22 protein-coding genes are annotated in these 26098 nt (G+C 53.0%); 9 read left to right on the plus strand and 13 right to left on the minus strand.

Annotated elements, in window-relative coordinates; genetic code table 11:
* Positions 1–396 (plus strand): IS1634 family transposase (locus tag G491_RS32405; RefSeq protein ID WP_035220102.1); only part of this gene is annotated, 396 nt, incomplete at its 5' end.
* A 328-nt stretch (positions 397–724) separates the two neighbouring features.
* A complete protein-coding gene (locus G491_RS32410) occupies positions 725–1168 on the plus strand; it encodes a hypothetical protein (RefSeq protein ID WP_051327512.1) in 444 nt (147 codons plus the stop codon).
* Between the two features lie 190 nt (positions 1169–1358).
* Here the strand turns inward: G491_RS32410 and G491_RS0124810 are convergent, their stop codons facing one another.
* Complete coding sequence (locus tag G491_RS0124810; RefSeq protein WP_028316456.1) at positions 1359–1916, minus strand: Hsp20/alpha crystallin family protein; 558 nt, start codon at positions 1914–1916, stop codon at positions 1359–1361.
* Between the two features lie 81 nt (positions 1917–1997).
* On the minus strand, positions 1998–2666 hold the full coding sequence (locus G491_RS0124815; protein WP_028316457.1) for an Hsp20 family protein: 669 nt from the start codon (positions 2664–2666) through the stop codon (positions 1998–2000).
* Positions 2667–3221: 555 nt separating this feature from the next.
* Here G491_RS0124815 and G491_RS0124820 point away from each other — a divergent pair.
* Positions 3222–4052, plus strand: a complete 831-nt coding sequence (locus G491_RS0124820; RefSeq protein ID WP_051327513.1) for a 1-acyl-sn-glycerol-3-phosphate acyltransferase — start codon at positions 3222–3224, stop codon at positions 4050–4052.
* Positions 4053–4063: 11 nt separating this feature from the next.
* Here the strand turns inward: G491_RS0124820 and G491_RS0124825 are convergent, their stop codons facing one another.
* The 9 genes from G491_RS0124825 to G491_RS0124865 all read right to left on the minus strand — a co-directional run bounded on the left by G491_RS0124825 (position 4064) and on the right by G491_RS0124865 (position 13532).
* Positions 4064–4636 carry a hypothetical protein gene (locus G491_RS0124825; protein ID WP_028316459.1) on the minus strand — a complete coding sequence of 191 codons (573 nt, stop codon included), beginning with the start codon at positions 4634–4636 and terminating at the stop codon, positions 4064–4066.
* 116 nt (positions 4637–4752) lie between these two features.
* On the minus strand, positions 4753–5328 hold the full coding sequence (locus G491_RS32415; RefSeq protein ID WP_015947632.1) for a hypothetical protein: 576 nt from the start codon (positions 5326–5328) through the stop codon (positions 4753–4755).
* 361 nt (positions 5329–5689) lie between these two features.
* Positions 5690–6424, minus strand: coding sequence for a methylenetetrahydrofolate reductase C-terminal domain-containing protein (locus G491_RS0124835; protein ID WP_028316460.1), 735 nt, complete (start codon positions 6422–6424; stop codon positions 5690–5692).
* Between the two features lie 17 nt (positions 6425–6441).
* Positions 6442–7188, minus strand: a complete 747-nt coding sequence (locus tag G491_RS34600) for a retropepsin-like aspartic protease (RefSeq protein WP_051327514.1) — start codon at positions 7186–7188, stop codon at positions 6442–6444.
* 8 nt (positions 7189–7196) lie between these two features.
* Positions 7197–9386, minus strand: a complete 2190-nt coding sequence (recD2, locus tag G491_RS32425; protein ID WP_035220106.1) for an SF1B family DNA helicase RecD2 — start codon at positions 9384–9386, stop codon at positions 7197–7199.
* Positions 9379–9972 carry a D-glycero-beta-D-manno-heptose 1,7-bisphosphate 7-phosphatase gene (gmhB, locus tag G491_RS0124850; protein WP_028316461.1) on the minus strand — a complete coding sequence of 198 codons (594 nt, stop codon included), beginning with the start codon at positions 9970–9972 and terminating at the stop codon, positions 9379–9381. The genes recD2 and gmhB overlap by 8 nt, the downstream gene beginning before the upstream one ends.
* 7 nt (positions 9973–9979) lie before the next feature.
* Positions 9980–10696: a septal ring lytic transglycosylase RlpA family protein gene (locus G491_RS0124855; RefSeq protein ID WP_015947637.1), complete on the minus strand. Its 717-nt coding sequence runs from the start codon at positions 10694–10696 to the stop codon at positions 9980–9982.
* A gap of 14 nt (positions 10697–10710) precedes the next feature.
* Positions 10711–13068: an endopeptidase La gene (gene lon, locus G491_RS0124860; RefSeq protein ID WP_015947638.1), complete on the minus strand. Its 2358-nt coding sequence runs from the start codon at positions 13066–13068 to the stop codon at positions 10711–10713.
* 20 nt (positions 13069–13088) lie between these two features.
* The gene (locus tag G491_RS0124865) at positions 13089–13532 is read right to left on the minus strand and encodes an Hsp20/alpha crystallin family protein (protein ID WP_015947639.1); all 444 of its coding nucleotides are present in this window, start codon (positions 13530–13532) and stop codon (positions 13089–13091) included.
* Positions 13533–14312: 780 nt separating this feature from the next.
* Between G491_RS0124865 and G491_RS0124870 the strand changes: the two genes are divergently transcribed.
* Positions 14313–14690 (plus strand): hypothetical protein, encoded by a 378-nt coding sequence (locus G491_RS0124870; RefSeq protein ID WP_028316463.1) that lies wholly within the window; start codon positions 14313–14315, stop codon positions 14688–14690.
* Positions 14691–15086: 396 nt separating this feature from the next.
* Here G491_RS0124870 and G491_RS32430 read toward each other — a convergent pair whose 3' ends face one another.
* Together G491_RS32430 and G491_RS0124890 are read right to left on the minus strand one after the other, a co-directional pair.
* Positions 15087–18209, minus strand: coding sequence for a PAS domain S-box protein (locus G491_RS32430; protein ID WP_051327515.1), 3123 nt, complete (start codon positions 18207–18209; stop codon positions 15087–15089).
* Between the two features lie 1173 nt (positions 18210–19382).
* Complete coding sequence (locus tag G491_RS0124890; protein WP_028316465.1) at positions 19383–19895, minus strand: NUDIX hydrolase; 513 nt, start codon at positions 19893–19895, stop codon at positions 19383–19385.
* Between the two features lie 249 nt (positions 19896–20144).
* On the opposite strand from G491_RS0124890, the gene G491_RS0124895 reads away from it, so the two are divergent.
* From G491_RS0124895 to G491_RS0124915, 5 genes are all read left to right on the plus strand, one after another.
* Positions 20145–21317, plus strand: coding sequence for an MFS transporter (locus G491_RS0124895; RefSeq protein ID WP_028316466.1), 1173 nt, complete (start codon positions 20145–20147; stop codon positions 21315–21317).
* Positions 21318–21427: 110 nt separating this feature from the next.
* Positions 21428–22894 (plus strand): transglutaminase-like domain-containing protein, encoded by a 1467-nt coding sequence (locus tag G491_RS0124900; RefSeq protein ID WP_028316467.1) that lies wholly within the window; start codon positions 21428–21430, stop codon positions 22892–22894.
* Positions 22891–23619, plus strand: coding sequence for an ABC transporter ATP-binding protein (locus G491_RS0124905; RefSeq protein ID WP_028316468.1), 729 nt, complete (start codon positions 22891–22893; stop codon positions 23617–23619). Before G491_RS0124900 ends, G491_RS0124905 begins: the two co-directional genes overlap by 4 nt.
* A 1-nt stretch (position 23620) precedes the next feature.
* Complete coding sequence (locus tag G491_RS0124910; protein WP_028316469.1) at positions 23621–25315, plus strand: putative ABC transporter permease subunit; 1695 nt, start codon at positions 23621–23623, stop codon at positions 25313–25315.
* 403 nt (positions 25316–25718) lie between these two features.
* Positions 25719–25988 (plus strand): HU family DNA-binding protein, encoded by a 270-nt coding sequence (locus G491_RS0124915; protein WP_015947648.1) that lies wholly within the window; start codon positions 25719–25721, stop codon positions 25986–25988.
* The last annotated feature ends 110 nt before the right edge of the window (positions 25989–26098 follow it).

A 26098-nucleotide genomic window follows, 5' to 3' on the forward strand; every position in this document is an offset into this window, starting at 1 on the left:
GACGGCAAGTACTTGTTGTCCTGCAGCGACGATACCCTTTCGCCCGAGGAGATTGCCCTGGGCTACAAGCAGTTGTTGGAAGTGGAGCGAGCCTTCCGCACCCTGAAAAGCACCTTGGATCTGCGCCCGGTGTATCACCGCAAAGACGAACGCATCCGGAGCCACGTGACTTTGTGCTGGCTTGCGCTGTTGCTGGTGCGTTTCATTGAGTTGGAAACGGGCATGACCTGGAACCAGGTTCGCAGGATTCTGGAGCGCCTGCACATGGGCGAATTTTTTTTGAATAATTCGCGTGTACTACAGCGTACGGAATTGTCGGCGGATCAGAATAAAGTTCTGAAAAAATTAAAGATAAAGCCCCCACCCCTTATCAAAAAGATCGATTTGACCTCCTGATTTGTAGGCACCACACTATTTTTGTCCTCTCAGATAACTAATTGTTTTTATATCCTATTGACAAAATCGTGTTCCTACCACTGTCGAAGGCAGGTGCTACGTCACTCATCCTAGCTTTGCGCAGTCTCCTGAGCACTATGTTCGTGCCTTTTTGCTAATATTAAAAGACCTTCAAGAAATTTTTGACTTCGTCGAACCTTCAGACAAGAATCAGGAATGCTACTCATATCGGATTCATGCATTGCTTCTTCGTTCGTGTGTTGAGGTTGAAGCCAACTGCAAGGCCATAATGAAGGAAAATGGATACAATAAGTCTGGCAATTGGAATATGGATGACTACAAGAAAATAGACAAAACTCATTTTCTGTCTGCATATGAAATTAAAGTTCCGAATTGGGTTGGAGAGAATTCAATTCGGATGCCATTTATGCCATGGTCTGAAGATAAGTCTCTTTCTTGGTATCAAGCGTATAACGCTACCAAGCATGATCGTCATTTAAAATTTGAAAAGGCGACTTTCGAGCATCTAATTGATTCATGTTGCGCCGTCCTCATTCTCCTATCAGCGCAGTTTGGGACGAATGATTTTTCACCAAGAGCAGGTTCTTTAATGTTAGAAGGATCATATGATCAAATGGAAAGCGGGATAGGAGGGTTCTTTAGAGTAAAATTTCCTAACGACATACCTCATGAAGATAGGTATGATTTTAACTGGCAGGAGTTGCGGAATTGTCCAGACCCCTTTCAGGAACTTGATTACCAAAATATGTAAAGTGAATTCTACGTTTGACGCTTGAGTATGTTGAACGAGGCTGATTAACGGCCAACGCTGGATTCCCGCCAGGAACACGCGGGAATGACGGGAAAAATGGACCGGGATAGACTATGAAACGCCGCCTGGGCTGTTAGGCCGGGGCGGCGCTTTTGTTTTGATTTCAGGACGGCGATACTTATCTCAAGCGTCATGCGGCGGCCACTTCGATTTTCCGGCCCTGAGAAGCCGGGGCTTCCTTTCTGGGGATTTTGATTTTCATGACCCCGTTTTTATAAGACGCCTTAATGCCGTCCTGATCCGCATCATGGGGCAATGACAGGACCCGCTGGAATGAACCGTAAGAGCGTTCCATCCGGTAATGGTTCTTGCCCTTTTCTTCGGTCTCCTGCTTTTTCTCGCCGGAAATCCGCAGGACGTCCTTGTCCAGTTCCAGGTGGATGTCCTTTTCCTCCATTCCGGGCAGTTCCACGGAAACCTGATATTCCTTATCCGCGGCGCTGATGTCCAGGGTGGGCTTAATCCACGGATCCCTGGCCAAGGCCGGAAGGCTCCAACCGGTTCCCAGGCCGGGCATGCCGAAGCTGCGGAACACGTCATCGAACATCCTGTCGATTTCACTGTGCAACTGCGCCAGGGGCGCCTGGGGCTGTACAGCCTGCTCGGCGTTTTTGTTCACAATGGGCAGATTTTTTTCTTCCAGTTCCTTTTTAAACCAGTTCCATGGTGCGAGTTTTTTGGCATCCATAATAATGACCTCCTTGTTCTTGATCACAATTAGCGGACAATTCCCGCAGCACAGTTCCGCCCAATGGGCGGGCCTTCCATATTACACTTTGGGCACGGTGATGATGATCTGGTCATCGCCGTTGGTGATTTTGGCGCTTCCGTAATTGGCGTCGTCAGGCAGGGAGAACCGCTGGCTGATGGTGGAGGCGACCTCCTGCCTGGCCGTCACCTCGCCGTCGGCGTTTTTCTTTTCCACCACTTTGTTTAGGGTTCCCGAAATTTGAATGCCGTCTTTGGTGACGTCCACCTTCAAATCCTGGCTCGACCGGTTGGGTATGGAAATCTTGTACTCATAGGCGTGGGCCTTATCCTCCATGGACATGGAAAAGGAGTCGTGACCGGTGAACCGGGCGTCGTACCAGTCCCCCCAGGAATTGTCGAAAGCGCCTTGCTGACCTTTTTCCAATTGTTTATGGATATCCCTTCTCAACTGCTCCATCTTTTGAAAGGGGTCGGAATTGTCCTTGAAAAAGCCCTCATCAAAAAATTTATCCAGCATGTCAAAGGCCTGATCCTGGCCCAGCTTGAACTCCTTGGAGAAAGATTTTGAAAAAGATTCAAGGCCCTTGGGCATGGCGGGCGCGCTCAAATCGTCAATCCGGATGGGCTCGTCCTTGTCTTTCAGGAGGGCGGCGCCCAGCAGGACGCAAACTACCAAAAGAGCCAAAACGCCAAACTTGGCCAAGGTGTATTTTTTTTCCAGTTCCATGAGATTCTCCTTTCCGCACAATAGGCCGCGGTTTCGAAAGAGCGCTTTTCCTCCGAAAAGGGACCTCACTTGTCAGGTGCGATCTGTTTGGTTGGGATTTCTTCAGCTTGCAGGGACGGATTAACGGCCCTATATCCCTGCAGTAAGGATGGTTCTTTATGGAAAGGCGTTGGGTTTCATTTTTTTCCTCCTTCTTCGGCTTAAAGTCAGAAAAAAATATCGGTTGCGATGTTATTCTTATGAATACATCCAACTTCCGAGTAAAAAATAACGCAACGCCATGCCCTGTCAAGGGGAAGCTGGGCGACTTTTTATGAAAGGCGGCTCCATGTTGCAGACAAATAGGTAGAACGTCTATAGGCGCCAAATCAAAACAAAAAAGGACGCCGGGCCCCCCTTTCCGAGAATACGTCGCGGGAATGGCGGATATACTGCGACAGGCGGTCATGACATGTGCTTATGACATGTTGCGTCAAAGGGTCCGGATGTGGTATTCTGTTTATCGAACGTGGAATTCTCATCAAAAAATCTCTCTTAAAGGCCTTGAGACAAATCATGCTGGATTTTCTGAAAATGCGGGACATCGACGCCTTGGATAACAGGGACCTTGGCCTGATCGACTGGGTTTCCCCTTTGACGGGCAGGCTGTTGAAGGCTTACTTCCGCGCTTCGGTGCACGGTCTGGAGAACGTCCCCCGGGGGCCGGCGTTGTACGTAGGCAACCACAATATGGGGATGATGACCCTGGACACCTTTATTTTCTTTGCGGAGGCGTACAAGGTTTTGGGCGTGGACGCCCTGCCCTACGGACTGGCGCACGACTTGCCCATCAGGCTTCCCGGGGTCAATCAAGTGCTGACTAAAATGGGTGGAATCCGGGCCTGCCAAGAGAACGCGGCCAAGGCCTTCGCACAAGGCAAAAAAGTGGTGGTCTATCCCGGAGGAGACGCGGACGCCTGGAGGCCCTTCAAGCACAGGAACAAGATCGTCTTCAGCGGGCGCCGGGGATACATGAAGCTGGCTCTAAAAGAAAAGGTTCCCATCATTCCCTTTGTGGCGGCGGGCGCCCAGTCGACGACCATTATCGTGAGCGACAACCAATGGCTCGCCAAGGCCCTGGGCATGGATAAATGGCTGCGCACCAAGGTGTGGCCCCTCACCTTGTGCCTGCCGTGGGGAATTGCACCCGGGCCGGCGCCGGTCTTTCTGCCTTATCCGGCCAAGATCAAAATCGAAGCCATGAAGCCCATACGATTCCGCCGCCGCGGCCCCAAAGCCGCGGAGGACCTTGATTACGTCAATCAATGCGCCGACAAGGTGGAAGCCGCCATGCAGAAAACCCTCACTCGCCTGGCTGGCGAGCTTAAGGGTGAAAAAACCGCCTGACCGCTTCGCTTTTAAAACCGGATGACCACTTTGTATTCCCACGCGTTAAAATCTCCCCATGGGATCAGTCTTGTCCCGGCCCCAAGGCCGGGAGGGAACGGGTCTCTGGCGCGCAGGATAAAGGGGCCGGCGTCCGTGTATCCATAGACTACATAATAGTGATTCCGGTTGCCGATCACCACCAGCTTGTCAGAGCCGATATCCTCCCGAAAGTCTCGGGGCGAACAGGAAGAGCTAATGGTTCCGCCAAGATCCCAGTGGTTGAAGATTCCGTACGTGCGCTTTACCATTGCGACTCTCTCGCTGTCCGGATTGGGTGGATTGCCTGAGACATCCAATTGTTCGGGGGTAATATCGTCATCCACCTCCAGCAACAAGTCGGTTTCGGCGGCGGTTGACCAAGCAAGAAGAACATCCGGATCCCCCTGGCTGATCAACAACATGAGACTGGCATAGGCAATGCCGTACTGGGAAGGAACATCCATGTTCAGGTAAGCCCTGACCATTTGCTCTGCGGCGGCGAAGCACCATGCGCCGGTTTCCTGGGCCACCAGGTCCGGAGGGCCGGTCACGTCTCTGGACATAGCAATACCTCCATAAATGCGCGGCCAGGCGGATAATCTCCGGCATGCGCGGTTCTCCGCCAAAATCCGTCCTAAACGCGCCAGGCGCGCAAAATCGCTTTTTCACGCCCAAAGGATTAAAACCGGATCACCACTTTGGCGTGCCAAGCGTTGAAGTTGGCGTAGGGAACCGCTGTGGAAAGGCCTCCCACGCCCGTGGGCATGGGGTCCCGGACTTTGAGGTCAAATCCGTTGATGTCGTTATATCCATAAACCACATAGTAATGGATAAAGTTTCCGATCACCACGATCTTGTTGGCCTCTATATCGGCCCGGAAATTCCCCTGGGTGGCCTGTCCGCCCAAACTCGCTCCCGCAAAAGGCGCTATGTTAAAAGCCCCCATTGTGTTTTGCACCAGGGCGACCCGCTGGCTGTTGGGATTAGGAGGGTTGCCGCTCACGGCCAACTGGGCGGGCGTAATATCCGCGACTACCCCGTTCATCAAATCAAGCAGCGTGGCGTTGTTCCAATTGGCCAAATGGGGCGGCGCCATGGCCCCTACCAGTTGCATGAGGCTGTTGTAGGCAATTTCGTATTGGTTAAGGACAGGGAGCCCGTAATAAGCGCGCGCCATCTGCTCCGCGGCGGCGAAGCACCAGGCGCCGGTTTGCTGGGCCACAAGGGCTGGGGGGACGTTCACATCTCTTGACATGGCATTTTCCTCCTTTGCGGTGAAAAGGAACGAAAAAACGGGCCTGACATTATCATGGTCATTTATTTATCATGTAGTACACAATACACAATAGGTCAACAAAAAAATTCCATTGGCGTCCACTCTTAAGGAACGTTGAAAAATAAAAGAAGCGGGCTTTCAACAGCAATACAGTTCGCCATTGGATATTGGAACTCCGGTCATCACCGGTCCCCTTATTGGCCTGCGGCCCCTGGCATTGCATGCCAGGACCGGCCGGGTGATTCTTGCTGCGGAGTCACGATTGATCCTCCACCAAGAACGGGCGTCCCTCCTGATCAGCATTCTACCAAACGATATAGGGTGAAAATTGGTCTCCGAGTCACAAAATCGAGCTGATTATCCGGGCGAAGCGGCCGCTTTTGGCCATGGCCCATCCGGCCAGGGTCTTGCCCAGGCCGGGAAACTCCGGAGGAATGTCGGAGGCGAGGCGGGGTTCGCCGCTGTTTTTATGCCTTGCTTCCAGGGCTTGAAGGGCCTGGAGGTCTCCGCGCTTTTCAATTTCCTTCCACACGCATTTGCGGGCGGGGTCCACGGCGCATTGATCGCCCTCCTGGGGCTGTTTGGAGCAGGGGGAATATTGGCGTTTGGCCGGGCATTTGGACAGCGGGCAAATGCCGCCGGTATAGGTGAGGACGCACTGGCCGCAGCCGGTGCACAGGCTTTCCGCGATAATGCTTTCTTCCCGCGTGACCACGGCGCTTCCCATGGAGTCCAGGGCTGCGACAATGGGCATGCCTGGGTCTGCAATGAATGCGGATTTAACGCCTCCGGAGCAGGAGAGCATAACCAGGGCGTCGCATTTGGAGGCGACGGGGTCCAGATGCATTTTTTTGGTCTGGCTCATGATTTCCTGGGAGCAGCAGGCCACTACGCATTGGGAGAGAACTACTTTTTTGCCCCATTTTTTCGCCAGGCCGCGCATTTTTTTCAGTCCCTGATAACCGCCCGTTCCGCTCAGGTTGGCGCACACGGCGCAGGAGATGACGGCGATGCGGTCTTTTCCCTCCAAGGCCAGCCTGATTTCCTCTTCAGGCTTCCACTCGCTTTTTACCATTAACTTTCCCCCCAATTTTAACGGGACCAGACAAGGCGCTGCTTGTCGTAGTCCACATGGAACTTGAAGCCCATGAGAAAATCCATGCCCAACAAGCCGTCGTGGCCGCCGGCGGCCCTTCTTTCCAGCACAAGGACGTTCATGTTTTTTCTTTTATTCGGGCCCACCCTGATTTCATCCACCGGTATATCCATGGCAGGCAGCAGCCCTCCCCCCACAACCTGGATGCCTGTCATGCCCCCGTCCTCCGGCTTCAAACCCAGCCGCTCGCCCACGTCTTTATTGATCAAAGTCCTGTTGGCGCCGGTGTCCAGCAGCATGGATGCGATTACGGTCTTGCCTTTAACACGAAACTGAACCGGCACAACCACCTGGCTGTTGGCGATGGTCACGGCCGTATACCCGTGCGAGCCCCTGACGTCATTGGAGGTTGCCGAGTCCGCCTGGTTTTGCAATTGCTGTTTTTTTTGCTGTTCGCGCTGATACTCCAAAAGCTGCTCCCGGCGCATTTGGCGATAGTTCCGCTCCCTCTCCCTCCGGGCTTCCAGGGCTGCTTTTTCGGCGGGAGTCATGTTATCCGCCTCTTCGGCGTAGCTTTTTATCTGGTCCCTGTATTCGGGAGGAACTTTTGCGATGTCGTCCACATAGCAGGTCTTTCCGGAATCGTCTTTGTATCTGTAGAACTCCGCGCAAAGAAGGGCCGGAAAGCACAGCAGCGCAATCAAAAGCAAGATGGGATAAAAATATGCGGACGGTTTAATCATTGGAACCCCTATTCATCATCCACCAGGGACGCGGAGGTTTGGCGCAGCCTGTGAGCCAGCCGGGTGGCGCGGCGGGACGGCGTGTCGTTTCCCACGGCCAGGGACACGGCTTTTTGGCTGCCCACCAGCACCATAAGGCGTTTGGCCCGGGTTATTCCGGTGTAAACCAGATTGCGCTGCAACAAGGCGTAATGGGCCGTGGACAACAGCATGATCACCGCCGGATATTCCGATCCCTGGGACTTGTGGATGGAAATGGCGTAGGCGAGCACCAACTCCTCCATTTCGCTGAACGTATAGGGAACCGGGCCGGCGTCAAACTCCACCACCACGCTTTTGGATGACGGGCTTACATTGGTGATGGCGCCGATGTCGCCGTTAAAGACCTCCTTGGAGTAATTATTCTTGATTTGCATGACCTTGTCGCCCGCCCGGAAGCATTGCTCCCCTCTGGTAATGAGGTCCGGGCCGGGGTTTAAGATCTTTTGCAACTGCCGGTTGAGGTTGATGGTTCCTGCAGGCCCTTTGTGCATGGGCGTCAACACCTGAATCTGGGTCATGGGGTCGAACCCGAACCGGTTGGGGATGCGCTCCCGGCACATGGTCAGCACCAGGGACACCATCCTTTCCTGGTCGTTTTCGGACAGGAAATAAAAATCCGGGTCTTCCTTGCTCTGGTCGCGAACCGTGACCAGGTCCTCTCCCGCATTGACCCTGTGGGCGTTGCGGATAATCAGGCTTTGGGCGGCCTGCCTGAAGATCTTGGTCAAATGAAACACCGGAACCTGGCCTGACTCGATGATATCCCGCAATGCATTGCCCGGCCCGACCGGGGGAAGCTGGGAAACGTCCCCCACCAGGATGAGCACGGCGTTCATGGGGATGGCCTTGATCAGGTGATACATCAAAAAGGCGTCCACCATGGAGGCTTCGTCCACGATGATCACATCCGCGTCCAGGGGTTCTTCCTCGTTGCGGAAGAACTTGCCTGTTTTAAAATCGTAAGCCAGGGCCCTATGGATGGTGGAGGCGTCCCGCGAGGTGACCTCCGCCAGGCGTTTGGCCGCCCGCCCCGTGGGAGCGACCTGAAGCACGCTTTTCCCCATGGCGGAAAACAACAGCTGCACCGACCGGACCAGGGTGGTCTTTCCCGTACCCGGACCGCCCGTGATCACGGAAATCCGGGAGCCGAAAATTTTTTCCAGCACATCCAACTGCTCTTCGGACAAACGAATGGCAAAGCGCTGGTGCACCCTTTCCAGGGCTTCCTCGGCCTTGATTTTTTTCAGGTTCAAAGGCACGGTCAAAAAGGCCTGGATGCGGCGGGCCAGCCCGACTTCCGTGGCGTAATAGGCGGTCAGGTAAACGATATCCAGTGGATTTTCCGGATCGTCCGTGATTTTATCGAAAATCACCTTGCCCGTCTGCCACATGCCGCTGAGGATGTTGTCCACTTCCGAAGGGTTCTGATCCAGCAAGGAAGCCGCCTCGTGAATCAGCTCCTCCCGGGGCAAATAAAAATGGCCGTTATTGGAAGCCCGGCTTAGGGCGTGCAGAACCCCCGCCTCCAGGCGTTTGGGCGAATCCGCCGGGATGCCCATTTTCCGGGCGATGCCGTCGGCCGTGGAAAAGCCGATGCCGGCCACGTCTTCAGCCAGTTTATACGGATTGTCCTTGATGATGGCGCCGGTTTCCTGGCCGTAGGTCTGGAATATGCGCACCCCGTAGGCTGTGCCTATTCCAAAACTGGCCAGAAACATGAGAACGTTGCGCTGAGTGCGCTTGTCCTGCCAGTCGGCGATGATTCCCTTGAGCTTTTTTTTGCCGATGCCTTTGACTTCGGAAAGCCTTTTCGGGGATTGGTCCAGGATTTCCAGGGCCTTTTCGCCGAAATGATCGATGATGCGGTCGGCCATGGCCGGCCCCACGCCCCGGATCATGCCGGAGGCCAGGTAGTTGCGCACCCCCTCCGTGGTGGAGGGAAGGAGGATTTCAAAGGCGTCCACCTTGAATTGCTCGCCGAAGCGGGGGTGGACGTCCCACTCGCCCCGGGCTTTGATGGTCTCTCCAACGGCCAGACGCCCCATAGCGCCCACCAGGGTTTTCAGGCCGTTGTCCGTGTCCACCCTGGCGATGGTGTACATGTTGCGTTCGTTAAAAAAGGTGATGCCCTGCACTTTGCCTTGGATCTCAGGCATGAAGGCCTCCGGAGGCTTCCTTATCCCGCGCAAGAAGCCATTTCACCGCATCAAGAAGGTCATTAGCCGCATAATCGGGCTCCACGCCCTTACGGCGCAAATCCTCCAGGGCGGCTTCTCCGTTCCCCGTACCCACCAGAAGGGCCATGCCGCACCCGGCGGCCCTGGCCGCCAGGATGTCTTTGGCGCTGTCGCCGATCATGGCGTGATTGGACAGGTCCAGGCCGAAAGCGTCCCTGGCCTGGTGCAAAAGCCCCGGCTTGGGCTTTCGGCAATCGCAATGATCGTCGGGCGTATGGGGGCAGAAAAAAATCTCGCGGATTTCGCCGCCGTTTTCCGCCGCAACCCGGCGCATATTGTCATGGGTATTTTGCAAAATATGGGGCTCAACCATTTTCCGTCCTATGATGGACTGATTGGTGATAACCACCACATTATACCCGTTTTCCTTCAGTAATGCCAGGGCTTTAAGGCTGCCGGGCAGAAAATGGAATTCCGACCAGTTCTTGATATAATCAGGCGAGTCCCGGTTGATGACCCCGTCCCGATCCAAAAAAACAAACTTCCTGCTGTGCAAATCTTTCATAATACCGTTATTCAGCAACCACAAAGGCGTTTTTATATCCCCCGGACCTCATGACGGACTGGAACTGGGCGGCCTGCTCCAGGGTGGAGCATTGTCCCACCCGGACCCTGTAATAAAGATCACTCCCGACCATTGTCTGGACCATATGGGCGTTATTGTATTTGACCGACAATTTTTTTACCAGATTTTCGGCGTTGGTCCTATCTTTAAAGGCCCCTATCTGAATTGTAAAATTGCCTTTATAATAGACGTTCCGGTCTCCCTGGACCGCTCCGGCCGGAGGCGCCAGGGCTTTGATGCGCACTTTGGCCACTCCGGGGCCGACCAGGCCGATCTCCTTGGCTGCGGAGTAGGACAGGTCGATGATGCGGCCTCGTACAAAAGGGCCCCGGTCGTTGACGCGCACGTCGCAGGTTTTTCCGTTGGTGAGATTGTAGACGCGCACCCACGTGCCCAGGGGAAGGGTCTTGTGGGCGGCTGTCATGGCGTGCATGTTGTAGACTTCGCCGTTGGCGGTTTTCTTGCCGTGAAAATCCTTTCCGTACCAGGAGGCTTTTCCTGTTTGGGTGAAGCCCCTGGCGTCGGGAATGGGATGGTACCATTTGCCTTGGATCTTATAGGGCTTGGACGTGGGCGTGGAGGTCTTTATCTGCTGCTTGGGCGGCGGCGATTCCTTGACGCAAGCCGGAATCGCCGCCAGGCAGAAAGCAATCAAAACGCCCATGGCGGCTGAAAGGATCAGTCTTCCAGGGCCAGGGCCAATACCTGCTCCATGGAATCCACAAAGTGGAAGGTTATTTTTTCCCTGGCGCTTTCCGGAATGTCTTCCAAGTCCTTTTCGTTCCATTTGGGTAATATCAATTCCTTGGCGCCGGCCCGGTAAGCTGCCAGAACCTTTTCTTTAATGCCTCCCACGGGCAAAACCTGTCCGCGGAGAGTGATTTCCCCTGTCATGGCAAGGTCCTTTTTAACAACCTTGCCGGTGCACAGGGAGGTGAGCGCCGTTAATATGGTCACGCCGGCCGACGGGCCGTCCTTGGGGATGGCGCCGGCGGGCACGTGCACGTGGATTTCGTGCTCCTTGAAAAAATCAGGATCCACCTTCAGCTTGTCCGCGCGGCTGCGTATGAACGACAAGGCCGCCTGGGCCGATTCCTTCATGACGCCGCCCAACTGGCCGGTGAGGGTCAAGCCTTTCTGGCCGGGCATGGCCACGCTTTCCACGGTCAGCATTTCCCCGCCCGTGGGGGTCCAGGCCAAACCGTTCACCACGCCGGGAACCTTCACGGTCACGGCTTTTTCGTTAAGCCTCTTGATGGGCCCGATGTACTCATGCAAATCCTTGGGTTTGACCGTCACGGACTCTTCCAGGCCTTCGGCGATCTTGCGGGCCGCGCCCCGGCATACCGAGGCGATTTCCCTTTCCAGGTTCCTGAGTCCGGCCTCCCGGGTGTAGCCGTTGATGATCTGCTTGATAGCCCCATCCGTTATTTTTATGTCGCTGGCCTTGAGCCCATGGGCGTCCCTTTGCCGGGGGATCAGGTACTTCTTGGCGATCTTGACCTTTTCCTCCATGGTGTAGCCCAAAAGCTCTATCACCTCCATCCTGTCCCGGAGGGCCGGAGGGATGGTGTCCAAAATATTGGCCGTGGCGATGAACATGACCTTGGACAGGTCAAAGGGCACGTCCAGGTAATGGTCCGAAAAGGTGTCGTTTTGCTCCGGATCCAATACCTCCAGCAGGGCCGAGGAGGGATCTCCCCGGAAATCATTGCCCAGCTTGTCCACTTCGTCCAGCATAAAAATAGGATTGTTGGACTCCGCCCTTCTTATATTCTGAATAATCCTGCCTGGCAAGGCCCCGACGTAGGTGCGCCTGTGCCCGCGGATTTCCGCCTCGTCCCGGACGCCGCCCAGGGAAATGCGCACGAAGTTCCGGCCCAAAGCCCTGGCAATGGAGCGGCCCAGGGAGGTCTTGCCCGTGCCTGGAGGTCCCGCGAAGCAAATGATGGGGCCTTTGGAGTCGGGCTTGAGCTTGCGCACGGCCAGGTATTCCAGGATGCGCTTTTTCGGCTTTTCCAGGCCGAAATGGTCTGCGTCAAGTATCCTCCTGGCCTCGGCGATATCCAGGTTATCCTCCGTGCTTGCGTGCCACGGCAAGGAGGTGATCCAATCCAGGTAGGTGGCGGCCACGGTGTATTCCGCGGACGACGGATGCATCCTGGACAGGCGGGAAAGCTCCCTTTCCGCTTCCTTTTGGGCGGCCTCGGGGAGGTTCATCTCCTTGATTTTGGCCTCGTACTCCTGGACCTCGACGTTTTCCTTGTCGCCCTCGCCCAGCTCCTGCTGGATGGCCTTCAACTGCTGCCGCAGGTAGTAGTCCCGCTGGGTTTTATCCATGTCTCCCTTGACCTGGGTTTGAATCTTGTCCCCAAGCTCCAAAATTTCCAGTTGATGGGAGGCCATCTTGGTCACCGCAATGAGGCGCTTGTCCACCTCGCGGGTTTCCAGGATTTTCTGCTTTTCCTCCAGGGTGGACTGGATGGTGGAAGCCACCACGTCGGCCACGGTGCCTGCATCCCCCACGGTTTTGATCCACTCGGCCATTTCCGGGGGCAGGAGGGAGGTATAGTTGACGATCTTGCCGAACAAGGTCACCAGGTTGGCGGTCAACGCCTCGATTTCCTTGCCCTTGCCCTTGGGGTATATGTCTTCCAACGGAGTCACCCTGGCCATGAGGTAGGGTTCTTCCTGGGTGTATTCCTCGATTTTAAACCGGGTAATTCCCTGGACAAGCATCTGGGCCTTGTCCGGAGCCCCTTTGGCCATCTTCATGATAGCCGCCGCCGTCCCCACTTCAAACAGGTCGTCGGGCTTATGGTTTATCTGGGGATCGGCGATCTTGGATGCAATAATGCCAATGACCCGATCGTTGGCCATGGCGTTGTCCACCAACTCGATGAGCTGGCTCTGCCCCACAACCAGGGGCAATTGCATTTTGGGATACAGGGCCACATCCACCACGGGAACGATGGAAATTATTTCCGGGATCTTACCTGGCTGCATTTCTTCTTGGGACGAAATCTGGTCAGTCATGTTTTCACCCTGATTATTCCTTAGTCTTGAATTTGAACTCTCTGAGGCGACAATGTTTTCGCCTTGGCCACACGGATTTCCAGCATGCCTTCGGCGTAGGTGGCCGTCACCTTTTCCGGGTCCACGGGCCTGGGGAAAAACAACGTGCGTTCAAAATATCCGTAAGGAATTTCGGCCAAATGAAAGCGCGCCTGGGCGCCACGCCGGATTTCCCTTCTCCTGCCGGATATTTTCACCGCCCGCGAGTCGAGCTCGATTGACAGTTCATCCTTATTTACGCCAGCCATTTCAGCCATAACAACGATTTCATCGGGAGTTTCAAATACATCGGTTGCAGGCCGGAAGCCCTGGGAAGAACCGGAGAACACAGGGCTGGCGGTCCTGTACAAGTTGTTCAGCGTTTCTTCCAGCTCTGACTGCAACTGCCCGAAACCACCTCCGAAACGGATTTTTATGTAATCCATTTTCTACCTCCGGGTTAAGGGTCGCCGGTTTCACGCCCGGCGCCGTGTTAATGCCTTACCTACAATGATAACACAGGGTTCCGGCATCGTAAAGGTTAGGCGTGTTCGATTTTTATTCAGTAACAAGCATGAAGAGCGGAATTTAAGGCCGCAGGGGGCGTGCTTTTCGCCATAGACGGCGCGGGAGACGGCCCGCCTCCGGCGGTAAACAGCATAACTGCCTGCCTCCGGCGGCAAACCCTTTTTCTGCACGCCGCGAAGCGGCAAAAAGATTTGATCAAAACGTTAAAATGGCGCTTCGCGCAAGTGAGAAAAGAAGCAAACGTCCGTCATTCCCTTGCATGCCTCATCTCTAACCAACGACGAAATCGTAGATTGGGTTGAGCCTGCGAAACCCAAAAAATTCCGCCGCGATGCGGCATCCTTGTTTTTGCACTGCGTATCCCTTTGGGCGCTGCCGCCGCCCAATCTGATCAATTTTTTAGTTTTTTACCATCATCCCCAAGGTTTTTTTGACGGATATCCCCAAAACTTTTGTTTTTGCATTGCAAAGCAAAATGTTTTATCCTGGCGTCTATTGGGACTCTTTCTTGTGTGTTGTTTCGGCAGCCGGCAATGTCTAACATCGCCGCACTAAAATTGCTTTGCAAAGATTATTGCATAGTTCCAAGTATTTATATACATCCTCGCATATTTGCCGTATGGAGCTATGGCACGGATTTTAAAATGCTATGCACAACATGGCGGGACGGCGATAATTACCGTTGATCAGGAGGAGGCATGGGCATCAGCCTCGACATGAATGAAGACATCGGCATTCTGGTAGTCACCTACCTTCCGGAGCCCGTCACGCCGAATGATCTGGCAAAGCAAAGAAAGATGGTGGCTGACGCTTTATCGAGTAGCGTCATCCAAAAGGTCCTCATTGATGCCTCATCGCTCCTGAGATTCCCGCCAATCGTCGCCGCGCTGGAACACAACGAGAAAATTGCCGAAGACGAGAAACTCAAAACTATAAAATACGCCGTCCTATGCTCGTCACTGGGACAAGACGAAAGAAGCCTCGAGACCACGGGAATTAACCGCGGCATTTACTTAAAATGCTTCACGTCCAGAAAAGATGCGTTATCCTGGTTGGTCGAAGAACAAGAAAAATGAGTTTTACAGGACTCCCTGATTAATCTGCTAACAGGTCAACCTGTCTCTTTTAATAGGGAGAAAGACTTTTTTTGGGGACATCCGTCAAAATGTCAATAACTCAAAAGACTGCTTAAAGACTGATGGGAAGATTGTAAAAATGGAATAATTTGACGGATTGGGCAAGCCCTCTGAGAGGCCTGAAAAAGTGCAGACTCCCACAGCAAGCTGTAAGGCGCCTCAAAAAACCGGCGCAGCAGGCTGCGGGGCGTTTAACCACTCTACAACAAAAGGATTTGGGTTTTCGCCCGTACGCAAGGAAGCGTTTTTTTCCGATATCTGTATTGGGCAAGGTCTTTATCATTTCGAATAATGACTTGCCTTTCAAATCCTTATTTTGGACAAGAGTGAGTTCCTCTATCCATTTGCATCCAGCACCGCCCTAATCTTTTCAGCGAGATTTTTTCGTGTAAATGGTTTGGGGAGAAAATTCAACCCATCCGCCAAGCCACCGTGCCGCTCAATAATGTTGGCCGTATAACCGGACATATAAAGGCATTTGCCATTTGGATATAAACCCATCAGTCTTTTAGTCAATTCAAGGCCATTCATCTCCGGCATCACCAGATCGGTCATAAACAGATGAATTTCGCCGGTGTATTCCTCGGCCAGTCGGAGGGCTTCATCTGACGTGCTTGCTTCCAAGACTTTGTATCCAAACTGTTCTAACATTTGACGGGTCATGTTCAATATGGCGCGCTCGTCTTCCACCAATAAAATGGTTTCGTTTTCCCGTGCAGCAGGAAGCGCTTGATTCCGCCTTTTTTGAGGCGGTCCAGTAATGATTTCATGCCGGGGTAAATAAATATTAAAGGTGGTTCCCTGGCCAAGTTCACTGTAAACAGTGATGAAACCGCCATTTTGCTTAATAATTCCATATATTGCGGAGAGACCAAGTCCGGTCCCACTCCCCACGTCCTTGGTGCTGAAAAAGGGTTCGAACAGGTTGTCACGGGTTAGCTCATCCATACCGCAGCCGTTGTCTGAAATAGCCAGCAGGATATATTCGCCAGGCGCACAACCTATATGCTCCGCACACAGGGCCTCATCAAAGGCCACATTGTCCGTTTTTATGGTGATTTTGCCCTTCCCCTCAATGGCGTCTCGTGCGTTGGCGCACAACTTAACCAAAAGTTGATCAATTTGTGATGGATCCACTTTGACGATCCCCAAATTTTCGCCGGGCAGCCAAACCAGATTTATATCCTCGCCTATGAGACGCCGAAGCATCTTGAGCATTTCTTCAACCTTTGTATTCAGATTGATTGCTTTAGGTGTAATGATCTGTTTGCGTGCGAAAGTTAGCAATTGCCGTGTGATATCCGCGGAACGCTGAGCAGCGTTAAAAATCTCCAATACGTTAAAATGAAGCGGATTATCCGGGGCCATCCCGTCCAAAGCCATTTCCGCATGGCCCAATATTACACCTAACATATTGTTGAAATGGTGCGCCACCCCGCCCGCTAATCGTCCTGTGGACTCAATCTTCTGAGATTGAATCAGTTGGGCCTGTAGTCTCTTACGCTCTTCTTCAGCCTGTTTTTGGTCGGTAATGTCGATGGTCGAGGAGGTCATGGCGACCGGATTTCCCTTGTCGTCAAAAACTGTGGAAGCCGAAACCTGAACATCAAAAAGAGAACCATCTTTCCTTTTGGCTTTGATTTCTCCGGTCCAAATATTCTCAACTTCCAGGGCCTTCATAACATCTTCGTATTTCTCCCCCAATATCCAAAATTTTGTGAAATGTTGCCCGATACATTCATCAGGGCTTTTAAAATCCCACCATTTATAAAAAACAGGATTGGCGTAAGTCATCATCCCTTCAAGGTTGCAGGTGGCGATAGCGATAGAAGAACACCGGATAATGTTTTCTTTGACAAGTAACTTATTCTCATATTCTTTCTGCCCAGTAATATCTTCGATAATGCCCACACAACCCACAATCTTCCCACTGGTTAAAGATATGGGTGCATAATGCACCTTTACGGGAGTTTCCTTGTGAGCCGTCACAGAGCGATAAACATCTTCATAAAAACCAAGATCTCCTTGTAAGGCTTTTTGCATTTCCCCAACCATTTTTTTGTCCGGCAGGGTGAACATATCCAGCCCCACCAACTTGTCTCGTGATGAACCAATTATTTTTACAAAATTATCGTTACCCGATACAATAATTCCATTTTCATCGGTTTGAAAAACACCCAAAGGAGAATGCTCGAACAGCATGCGATAACGCTCTTCACTAAGCCGTAAGGCATCTTCCGCTTTTTTGCGGGCGGAAATATCCCTTGTGACACCAAGAATCCCGGACGGATTGCCCTTCTCATCACGAAGCAGAGTCGCTTTTACCTCAGTCCAGACCGTGGAGCCGTCCTTACGAATCATCTCCAGTTCAATATTTTTGGTAACCCTGAAATTTGAATCTGTTTGTTTTTTTTGTTCCAATTCTTCCGAAACGACTTGTGTCGCTATCAACAATGATTTGGGAGTTAATACTTGATCAATGGCCTGTCCAATCACCTCGGATGGTTCATATCCCCGGAGAATTCTCACCGATGGGCTTATATAGGTGTAATTCAAATCCATATCCAAAGTAAAAATGACATCTCCGGCATTTTCAGCTAAAAAGCGGTACCTTTCTTCGCTGCATTTAAGGGCGGCCTCCGCGTTTTTACGTTCGGTAATGTCATTATATGTGACCACCACCCCATGGCCTTCAATAGGCAGCGGGGCTGCAGTGACATTAAGCCAAGTGACGGTGTTGTCGGATTTGACGATCCCCATTTCGCAATTCCTAACCGTCTGGTTCTCATTTAGAGCAATGATACTCGCCCATTCATTAGGAGGCATGTCGGACCCGTCGGGACGAATAATCCGCCATTCCTGACTATCCAGGTTTCGCCCTTCATGCTCATCCTTACCTAAGCCCAGCAATTGCTCTGCAATGGCGTTTGTCTCAATGATGCGGCCCTGTTCATTCGATACCGTGATGCCCAGGGGAAAGGCGTGGAAGAGGGTTTTATACTTCTCTATGGCACGTTGAAGGTCCTTGCGTTGCTCATGCCATTTTGTCATGTCCCTTATGATCGTACAAGCTCGCTGATCCCCGTTCTGGTCTTTAAAAATGACAGAAGCAACTTCCGCGGGAAAAAGACTGCCATCCTTTTTCCGGTGGGTCAGAATCCCTCGGAATTTGCCGGTAGTCTCTCTTTCTGCAACGGCTTGCGCTAATTGTGCGTCACCGTCAGCATACATTAATGCTCGGCCTCCAGAGATCAGTTCCCCCTCCGTCATTTGGAACAGTTCACAGGCCGCCGGATTGGCATGGAGGACCTGCCCATGAGGCGCAGTCAGAAAAATGGCATCCGAGCTGACGTCGAATAATGTTTGCAATCTTATGGCCTTGGATCGCAACTCACGGTTTTGCTGCTCAAGTTCGGCGACTTTGCTTTTTAATGCTTCATATGAGGGGTTATCACACATAATGATATCTCCAGCGCCGGAAGGTATTGCTCATGTTCATCAGTACTGACATTTTTGGGACGATCTTTTCAACTTTCCAACATTGCTTTGAATGGTTAGTATTACTTAATATGGCCCCCGCCAAAAACATAATCCACCACAATCGAATCAGTCAAACTATTTAATTTTTTTACTGATTCCCAGAAAAATTGACCCCAGTTCAATCTATCTGGAGATTTTCAAAATATCGAAAATACCGTGACGTATATTTTTGAAATCCTATTTTTTACATTAAAATTATGATATATTTTCGTTTGATATTTGCTGCAATAATTTTTCACTTTTTTATCTTTTCATAAAAGATATTTTGCTTTTTTTGACAGGCCCGTCCCCCAAGCCCAATGTGCCTTAGGAACGCCTTTGATCAATCGACTAACTCCATGAGTGGTCTCGGGGATGATGGCAAAAAAAGAATGATTTGACAGGTTGGGCAAGCCCTCTGAAAGGGGCCTGAAAAAGGGAAGCATTCCACAGCAAGGTGTAAGGCGCCTCAAAAAACCGGCGCAGCAAGCAGCATCCAAATACAGGCAGGAAGAAGGGCAGGCCAAATGCGGCATTCCGGCCGATTAAGTCCGTCCTCCTCGCGCATGTGGGAACCCAAAGTCATTGTTGTTCTAAAGGCCAACGCTGGGTTCCCGATAACTACACTCGGGAATGACGGCGAAAAAATAAGGATGCCGCTTCACGGCGAAATATGTTGGGTTTCGCAGGCTCTACCCAGGGTTTCCTGAAAAAAATAAAATTCTAAAAAGGCAAGGCGCGAGTACAATTCCTGGCTCGGGAGGCATATGGATTTTTCTGTCCCATAGCCTCCCCTTCTTGTTCCAATGAGCCCGTCGCCTTCCATGCCTGCTCTAAAAAACAGGCTCAAGGACAGTTTAACCCCAAACTCCGTGCCCTTCCCGGCCTTGCCCCTGCACATGGGGCTGGCTTATGCTTACGATGCGGTCGTCCACGCGCTTGGCCTTGTTGCCGCACATTCACTGCTGCTGCCGGTGCACTTCGGATATCACCAGGAGATCCTTGTATTGACGTGGAGGCAGAACACCCAACCCCACTTCCCGGGAAAGCGCCTCAATTTTTAAAATAAACCGCTATAAATACATCATCAAGAGCAAGAATTAACGCCGGCGCCTATTCATATCCGTGGGGCGCCTCCCCTCCCCTTTGCAGGCGCTCACAGACTGCCTGATCCGTGGGAAAGGCCAGGTTGTGGGGCAATTCGTCCAGGGAAAAAAAGCGGGCGTCCAGGGCGTCGGAGCCCGGGGCGAGCCGCCCCCCGATTTTTTTACCCCAAAACCACACGCCCACGGTATGCCGGCGGTCGTCGTGAAAATTGGACAAGGCGTCGAATACCGGGCCGATGCGGACTTCCAGCCCGGTTTCCTCAAAAATCTCCCGGCGGGCCCCTTCGCGCACGTCTTCGTCCCATTCCAAATGGCCGCAGGGGATGCACCACATGCCCTCGTAGGAGCCTTTTCGTTTGACCAGGAGCAGCCGGCCCTTTTCCATGACGATCACGGCCACGCCCACCGTGGGGTTTCTATATTGGATGTAACCGCAGGCATGGCAAATTTTACGCCGGATTCCATCGGCTATGGATTCTTCCAGGCGTTTGCCGCATTTCGGGCAGAAGTCGTACAACATAAAGGGAGATCCTTTTGTGAGGCTGTGTAAGAACCGAAGCGCGTTCATGTATAGCACAAATCCGCCCGCCGCACCAAACAAAGCAGCCATTCTACACGAAAGACGTTGTTTTTCGGCTTGAAATAACATGGACTTGTTTGAAGATTGTTACTATTGATGACCCAAACGGCTGTTCCGTGTTATATTCCGGGCGGAAATTCGGAAAACGCCGGCGGAAAAAAGCCGCGCCAATACTTAAAAGCAGCCTATATGCCAGGGAAAGACAACCTTATTAAGCCCAGGACCATCCTGTCGCTCCATTATTTTTTGTATTTTGGAGTCTTCGGGATTGTGCTGCCCTATTTCAACCTCTACCTGGACCACCTGGGCTTTGACGGCATCCGGATAGGCGTGATTGCGGGCATTCGCTCCGCCGCAGTGGTGGTCATGCCCCTGTTATGGGGGGTGCTGGCGGACAGAAGCGGCAAAAGAAAGGCCATTTTCGTCCTGTGCAACGTGTGCAGCGCCGCCCTGTTCTCCTTGTATTTTTTGAGCACGGAATTCCTGCCTGTGCTGGCCATAACCGTCGTATATTCCCTGTTTTACGCGCCCATTATTTCGTTCATCGAAGCTTTTTCCATGGAAATTCTGGGGCCGAAAAGGAATCAGTACGGCCGCGTGAGGGTGTGGGGCACCATCGCCTTTGTGGCCATGGCCCTTGTCATGGGCAAGGTGGTGGAGACTTTCGGGGTTTCCGTCATTTTGGGTTTGATCCTGGCCGGCGCGGCTGTACAGGCCCTGATCAGCGCCCTCATGCCCGAAGCTCCCGCTCCTTCCGCTCCCCAGGAACGGATAAACGCCCTGGGCTATTTTTTTTCCAAACCCGTGGTGATTTTCCAGGTTTGCGCCTTCCTGATGCTGGCCAGCCATGGAACCTATTACGGCTTTTTTTCCATCCACCTGGAAAAAGCGGGCTATTCCTCCACCTTCATAGGCTTTGCATGGGCTCTGGCCTCCGCCGCCGAGATGGGAGTCATGATCAACTCGGGCCGGATCCTGGGACGGTTTCATCCCCGGAGGCTTTTGTTTTTCTCCCTGTGCATTGCGGCCATGCGCTGGGGCCTGACCGCCTGGACTTTATCCCCCGTCGCCCTTTGCATGGTGCAGGTTCTGCACGCTTTCACCTACGGCAGCTTTCATATTGCCAGCATCGTATACATCGAGCAGCTTATTCCGCCCCAGGCCAGGACGGCCGGGCAGGCGGTCAACAATTCCATGACTTACGGCCTGGGCATGATGGCCGGATTGTTCCTGAGCGGCTATTTGTTCGAACGCCTTGGCGGGGGCATGGCTTTCGCCGCCAGCGGCGCCATGGCCTTGCTGGGAGCGATTCTGTTTGCAGCGTACGGCAGGGCGCCTTCGGGGCGAAAAACCTCGCCTTAGCAGATAATAGTTTGTTATGATTATGATAGCAGCTTGACAGCCTTGGAATGCCCCCTATATTCCGTAAATAGGCTCCGGCCTTAACTGTTTTCCTAAACCTGTGAGGTAAAATGAAAAATCGTTGGACGTGGGTCGCCGGATTGGCTTTCATTCTGATTTTTGCGGCGCTTTTTTCCATTCGAGTAGGCTATTTTGACAAAGAGGTCGAGGTTCCTGAAAATTTCCTGGACGTGGAGCGCGGATTTCAGGACGACTCCCGGACCTTTATGGACATCCTGCAGAACGGCAAAAAGATCGGGTATGTGGATTCCTCCTTTATTAAAACCGATGACGGATGGCTTGCCAAGGAGACGGCTTATATGGAGCTCAACGCCCTGGGGACCGTCCAGAAAACCACGTTGACCTCCGGCGCCCACTTGAATCCGGATATGACGTTGCGGTCCATGGGCTTTAAGATGAAATCCGACCTAGGATCTTTTGACGCCAAGGCCTGGATGGACGGGGACGTCCTGAAAGTGGAAACCGGAGTAGGGGAAGCCAGGCAAGTCATGGAATTCCCTATGGAAAGCCCTCCCCTGATCGACGCAGGCCTGATGCACCTTAAAGCCTTGCGGGAACTGAAGCCCGGCGAAAAGGCCGCGTATCCCATCTTCGACCCGGCCACCATGACCAATTACAAGGTGGCAATCAAGATGGTCGGCCCGGACTCCATTAAAATCCTGGGGGAAACCATTCCCGCGAAAAAGCTGGAGATGGCCTTTATGGGCCAGACCCAGACCACCTGGATATCCGAAGACGGAGAGATGCTCGCCCAAGAGGGTTTGATGGGCCTCCGGTTGGAGAAAACCACCAGAGACCTGGCCATGGAAGAGACGAGTTTTGAAAAAGGCGACGACCTTTTCGCCCTGGCGGCCGTTCCCGTGGACACGCCTTTGATGTCGCCCCAGAAGCTGAAGATGCTCAAGGTGAGAGTGACGGGCGCCGATCATTTTGCAGAGAAACTGAATCAGGGCCGGCAGACATTTGAGGACGGCGTGTTGACCGTGAAGGTGGAGCCGCTGCCCGATCCCGGCTTGGAAGTTCCCTACACGGGCGATCCGGCCTTTTTAGGCTCGGACTCTTTTATCCAGTCGAACCATCCCGAAGTGGTGGAACTGGCTCATAAAATCGTGAATGAGAATGACGCGCCCCAAGAAAAAGTCCGGAAAATCATCCAGTGGGGATACGAGGAGTTGGAAAAAACGCCGGTCCTGAGCATGCCCCAGGCGCTGGAAACCCTGCGCACCCGCAAGGGGGATTGCGGCGAGCACGCCATGCTAATGGCGGCCCTGGCCCGGGCAGTAGGCGTTCCCGCCCAGGTGAACATGGGCCTGTACTATGTGGACGGCGTATTTGGATTCCATGCCTGGAACTCCTTTTACGTAAACGGACAATGGATTACGGGAGACGCCACGGTGGGGCAGTTCCCGGTGGACGCTGCGCATTTGCAGTTCGCCCAGGGCGGATATGACGTGCAGTTGGAAGTGGCCGGCTTGATCGGCCGTCTGACGATTGAAGTATTGGAGCAAAAAAAATGATTGAACTTTCCGGCCTGACGAAAAGATACGGCAGGATCATGGCCGTCGATAATCTGAATTTGAAAGTCGAGGAAGGCGAGGTTTTCGGATTTATCGGCCCCAACGGCGCCGGCAAGACCACGACCATCCGCATGATGGGCGGTTTGATTGCGCCCACCTCGGGAAGCGTTGTGATCAACGGAATCGACATGCTCAAAGACCCCGAACAGGGCAAGCAGGACATCGGCTTTATCCCGGACCGGCCTTATCTTTACGGCAAGTTGACGGGCATGGAGTTTTTGCGTTTTACGGCGGACCTCTACGGCATGAACAATAACGGCTTTTTCGACAAGGCCGAAAGCATCCTCAAAACCTTTTCCCTTTGGGACTGGGCAGGGGAATTGATTGACTCCTACTCCCACGGCATGCGCCAGCGTCTGATCATGAGCGCGGCCCTGATACACGACCCCAAAGTGCTGATTGTGGACGAACCCATGGTGGGGCTGGACCCCCGGGCCATCCGTCTGGTCAAGGATATGATCAAGCGGCTTGCAAGGGAAGGCATGACGGTTTTCGTCTCCACCCACACTCTGGAAGTGGCCCAGGACATATGCCACCGCGTGGGGGTGATCCATAAAGGCAAGGTGATAGCCACGGGTACGACCAAGGATTTGGTGGAGCAGGCCAGGGTGGACAGGGAGGACCTGGAGGCCGTATTCCTGCGCCTGACCGAGGAGGCCTCCTGACATGTTCAAGACCGCAACCTTGATTCGGCCCAGGGTAATCGGCCTGAAACGGTATAACGAACTTGATGACGGCAAGGGCAGCAAGTATCGGGCGTTGTTGTTTGCGCTTTTCGGGCTGGCGTTCTGGTTAGGGATTTTTTATATTTTTTTTCGCATCCTCACGTACTTCCAGGGGGTTGAGGAATTTGGAGACATCTTGGCGGAAAAGCTGCTGTCCATGGTGTTCCTCACCTTTTTCGCCCTGCTGTTGTTCAGTTCCATCATAGCCTCCTTGTCCAAGCTGTATCTCAGCCGGGACCTGCATCTGGTTTTCAGCTATCCGGTGGACCATAGGCAGATCTTCCTGGCGCGATGGATGGAAGCCGCGTTCGACTCCTCCTGGATGGTGCTGGTTTACGCCACGCCGGCCTTTTTTTCGTATGGAATCGTATACCAACAGGGCGCCCTGTTTTACCTGAACATGATCCTGGTCCTGATTCCCTTTTGCGTGTCCGCGTCCATTATCTCCACCCTGGCGGTAATGGCTGTGGTTGTGGCCCTGCCGGCCAACCGGCTGAGGGGCATGCTGATATTTGTCGGCATGGGGCTTTTTGTGGGCCTGTATTTTCTTGTTCGCATGCTCAGGCCGGAGCGGCTGGTGGACCCTGACGCGGCTTTTTCCGTGTCCGAGTATATAGCCAGCTTGCAGACGCCTGCGGCGGACTGGCTGCCTTCCACGTGGGCTTTCGACTCCATGACCGCTGTGATTCACGGGAATTACGGCGAGGCCCTGTTTCATAACGCCACGGCGTACAGCGCGGCCGGCGGCCTTGTTTTTATCGCCTTTCTTTTTTCCGGGCTGGTCTATTTTAAGGGGGTTACCAAAGCCCAGATCACCCGCACAGGCAAGCAAATCGAGCCGGAAAGGCGGCATTACCAGGGTCGGAGGCTGTTTGGCTTTTTAAAGGGCCCCAAACGGGCCATTATGACCAAAGAAATCAAAATTTTCATGCGGGACTCCACCCAGTGGTCCCAAATTTTCCTGGTCGCTGCGCTGGTAGCCATCTACCTGTATAATTTTAAGGTGCTGCCGTTGGAAAAGGCGCCCATTAAAACAGTGTACCTGCAAAACCTTTTTTCGTTTCTGAACATGGCCCTGGCGGCTTTTGTGCTTACGTCCATTGCGGCCCGGTTCGCCTTTCCCGCCGTGTCGCAGGAAAAAAGCGCCTTTTGGATACTGCAAAGCGCCCCGGTTTCCCTTAAAACAGTGCTTTGGATCAAATTCGCCGTTTATGTGGTTCCTTTGACGATCATGTCTCAGGTGCTGATTATAGCCACGAATATTTTGCTGCACGTCACGCCCTTCATGATGTGGATGTCATCGTTGACTTTGCTGTTCATGGCGCCGGGCATTGTCTCTCTGGCCGTGGGGTTGGGCGCGGCTTATCCCGATTTTCAGTCGGAGAATCCGGCCCAGACGGTCACCAGCTACGGTGGGCTTTTATTCATGATTCTCAGCGCCTTATTCACGGGGCTGGTGGTTATTTTGGAGTCCGGTCCGGTGTATTCCGTGGTGTACGCCGGGTTGCGCGGAAAGGCTGTTTCGGACGCCGCCTGGACCTGGACGGCGATCTCTTTCGGCCTTGTCCTGGTTCTTTGTGCCGCGACTATAGTTCTACCCATGCGATACGGAGGAAAAAAGCTGGCGGCGCGTTAGTAAAATACGGGGAAAGCCCGTCACTATTGTTATTTCTGAATTTTTATGTTGCAAAACCCGGTTGGGTCTGATAAATGCGGCCCCTGGATTAAACAACTTACTTATCACCGGATGTAAGCCGTATTATGCTGCAGGTTGGGATGCCTGGACACAGGCGTCAACCTTACTATGTTCTATGCGCAGCAGGGGCGGAACGCCCTTCCACCGTCACAAATTGATTTTGGGGGATCGACCCAGGTACGCCCTGACTGCCAAGTCAAGGGCATTACACGGTATTATGGAGAATCGCGTCCCAACGGAAAAACACCGTCAAGGGGCGCAGGACGGGCATATACAGGAATTTCAAAAACAAAAATGTAGTTTTTTTTGGCCCCATAACACACCAGCACGAAAGGAGCATTACATGAACAAAGCAGACCTGATCGAAGAAGTAGCCAAGGTTTTAGGAACCAAAAAAGACGCCCAAGCCGCAGTGGATTGCGTATTCGCCACCATTTCGGAAGCCCTGAAAAAGGACGACGCCGTGACTTTGGTCGGCTTCGGAACCTTTAAAGTGGACAAAAGGCAGGCCCGCAAAGGCCGCAACCCCAGGACCGGCGAGGCCTTGGACATTCCCGCACGCAACGTGCCCAAGTTCAATCCCGGCAAAGCTCTTAAAGACGCAGTCAACTAAGCCCGTTTCAGGGGAGGCCGGTTTTGGCCTCCCCTTGGGGCTCCATCTCCCACAACCGGGCTTGATTTTCCCTGCCAAAACCTGTTCCGAGGCGTTGACTTCGCGGCGCC

Origin of the sequence: Desulfatibacillum aliphaticivorans DSM 15576, assembly GCF_000429905.1 — a bacterium.
GTDB lineage: Bacteria > Desulfobacterota > Desulfobacteria > Desulfobacterales > Desulfatibacillaceae > Desulfatibacillum > Desulfatibacillum aliphaticivorans.

Coding starts and splice junctions, on each gene's coding strand:
- G491_RS0124855 (WP_015947637.1), bottom strand. CDS start 10,696: ATGGGCGTTTTGATTGCTTTCTGCCTGGCGGCGATTCCGGCTTGCGTC.
- G491_RS32415 (WP_015947632.1), bottom strand. CDS start 5,328: ATGTCAAGAGATGTGAACGTCCCCCCAGCCCTTGTGGCCCAGCAAACC.
- G491_RS0124870 (WP_028316463.1), top strand. CDS start 14,313: ATGGGCATCAGCCTCGACATGAATGAAGACATCGGCATTCTGGTAGTC.
- lon (WP_015947638.1), bottom strand. CDS start 13,068: ATGACTGACCAGATTTCGTCCCAAGAAGAAATGCAGCCAGGTAAGATC.
- G491_RS0124825 (WP_028316459.1), bottom strand. CDS start 4,636: ATGTCCAGAGACGTGACCGGCCCTCCGGACCTGGTGGCCCAGGAAACC.
- G491_RS32410 (WP_051327512.1), top strand. CDS start 725: ATGGATGACTACAAGAAAATAGACAAAACTCATTTTCTGTCTGCATAT.
- G491_RS0124820 (WP_051327513.1), top strand. CDS start 3,222: ATGCTGGATTTTCTGAAAATGCGGGACATCGACGCCTTGGATAACAGG.
- G491_RS0124890 (WP_028316465.1), bottom strand. CDS start 19,895: ATGTTGTACGACTTCTGCCCGAAATGCGGCAAACGCCTGGAAGAATCC.
- G491_RS0124865 (WP_015947639.1), bottom strand. CDS start 13,532: ATGGATTACATAAAAATCCGTTTCGGAGGTGGTTTCGGGCAGTTGCAG.
- G491_RS0124910 (WP_028316469.1), top strand. CDS start 23,621: ATGTTCAAGACCGCAACCTTGATTCGGCCCAGGGTAATCGGCCTGAAA.
- G491_RS32430 (WP_051327515.1), bottom strand. CDS start 18,209: ATGTGTGATAACCCCTCATATGAAGCATTAAAAAGCAAAGTCGCCGAA.
- G491_RS0124895 (WP_028316466.1), top strand. CDS start 20,145: ATGCCAGGGAAAGACAACCTTATTAAGCCCAGGACCATCCTGTCGCTC.
- G491_RS0124915 (WP_015947648.1), top strand. CDS start 25,719: ATGAACAAAGCAGACCTGATCGAAGAAGTAGCCAAGGTTTTAGGAACC.
- G491_RS0124900 (WP_028316467.1), top strand. CDS start 21,428: ATGAAAAATCGTTGGACGTGGGTCGCCGGATTGGCTTTCATTCTGATT.
- gmhB (WP_028316461.1), bottom strand. CDS start 9,972: ATGAAAGATTTGCACAGCAGGAAGTTTGTTTTTTTGGATCGGGACGGG.
- G491_RS0124835 (WP_028316460.1), bottom strand. CDS start 6,424: ATGGTAAAAAGCGAGTGGAAGCCTGAAGAGGAAATCAGGCTGGCCTTG.
- recD2 (WP_035220106.1), bottom strand. CDS start 9,386: ATGCCTGAGATCCAAGGCAAAGTGCAGGGCATCACCTTTTTTAACGAA.
- G491_RS34600 (WP_051327514.1), bottom strand. CDS start 7,188: ATGATTAAACCGTCCGCATATTTTTATCCCATCTTGCTTTTGATTGCG.
- G491_RS0124815 (WP_028316457.1), bottom strand. CDS start 2,666: ATGGAACTGGAAAAAAAATACACCTTGGCCAAGTTTGGCGTTTTGGCT.
- G491_RS0124905 (WP_028316468.1), top strand. CDS start 22,891: ATGATTGAACTTTCCGGCCTGACGAAAAGATACGGCAGGATCATGGCC.
- G491_RS0124810 (WP_028316456.1), bottom strand. CDS start 1,916: ATGGATGCCAAAAAACTCGCACCATGGAACTGGTTTAAAAAGGAACTG.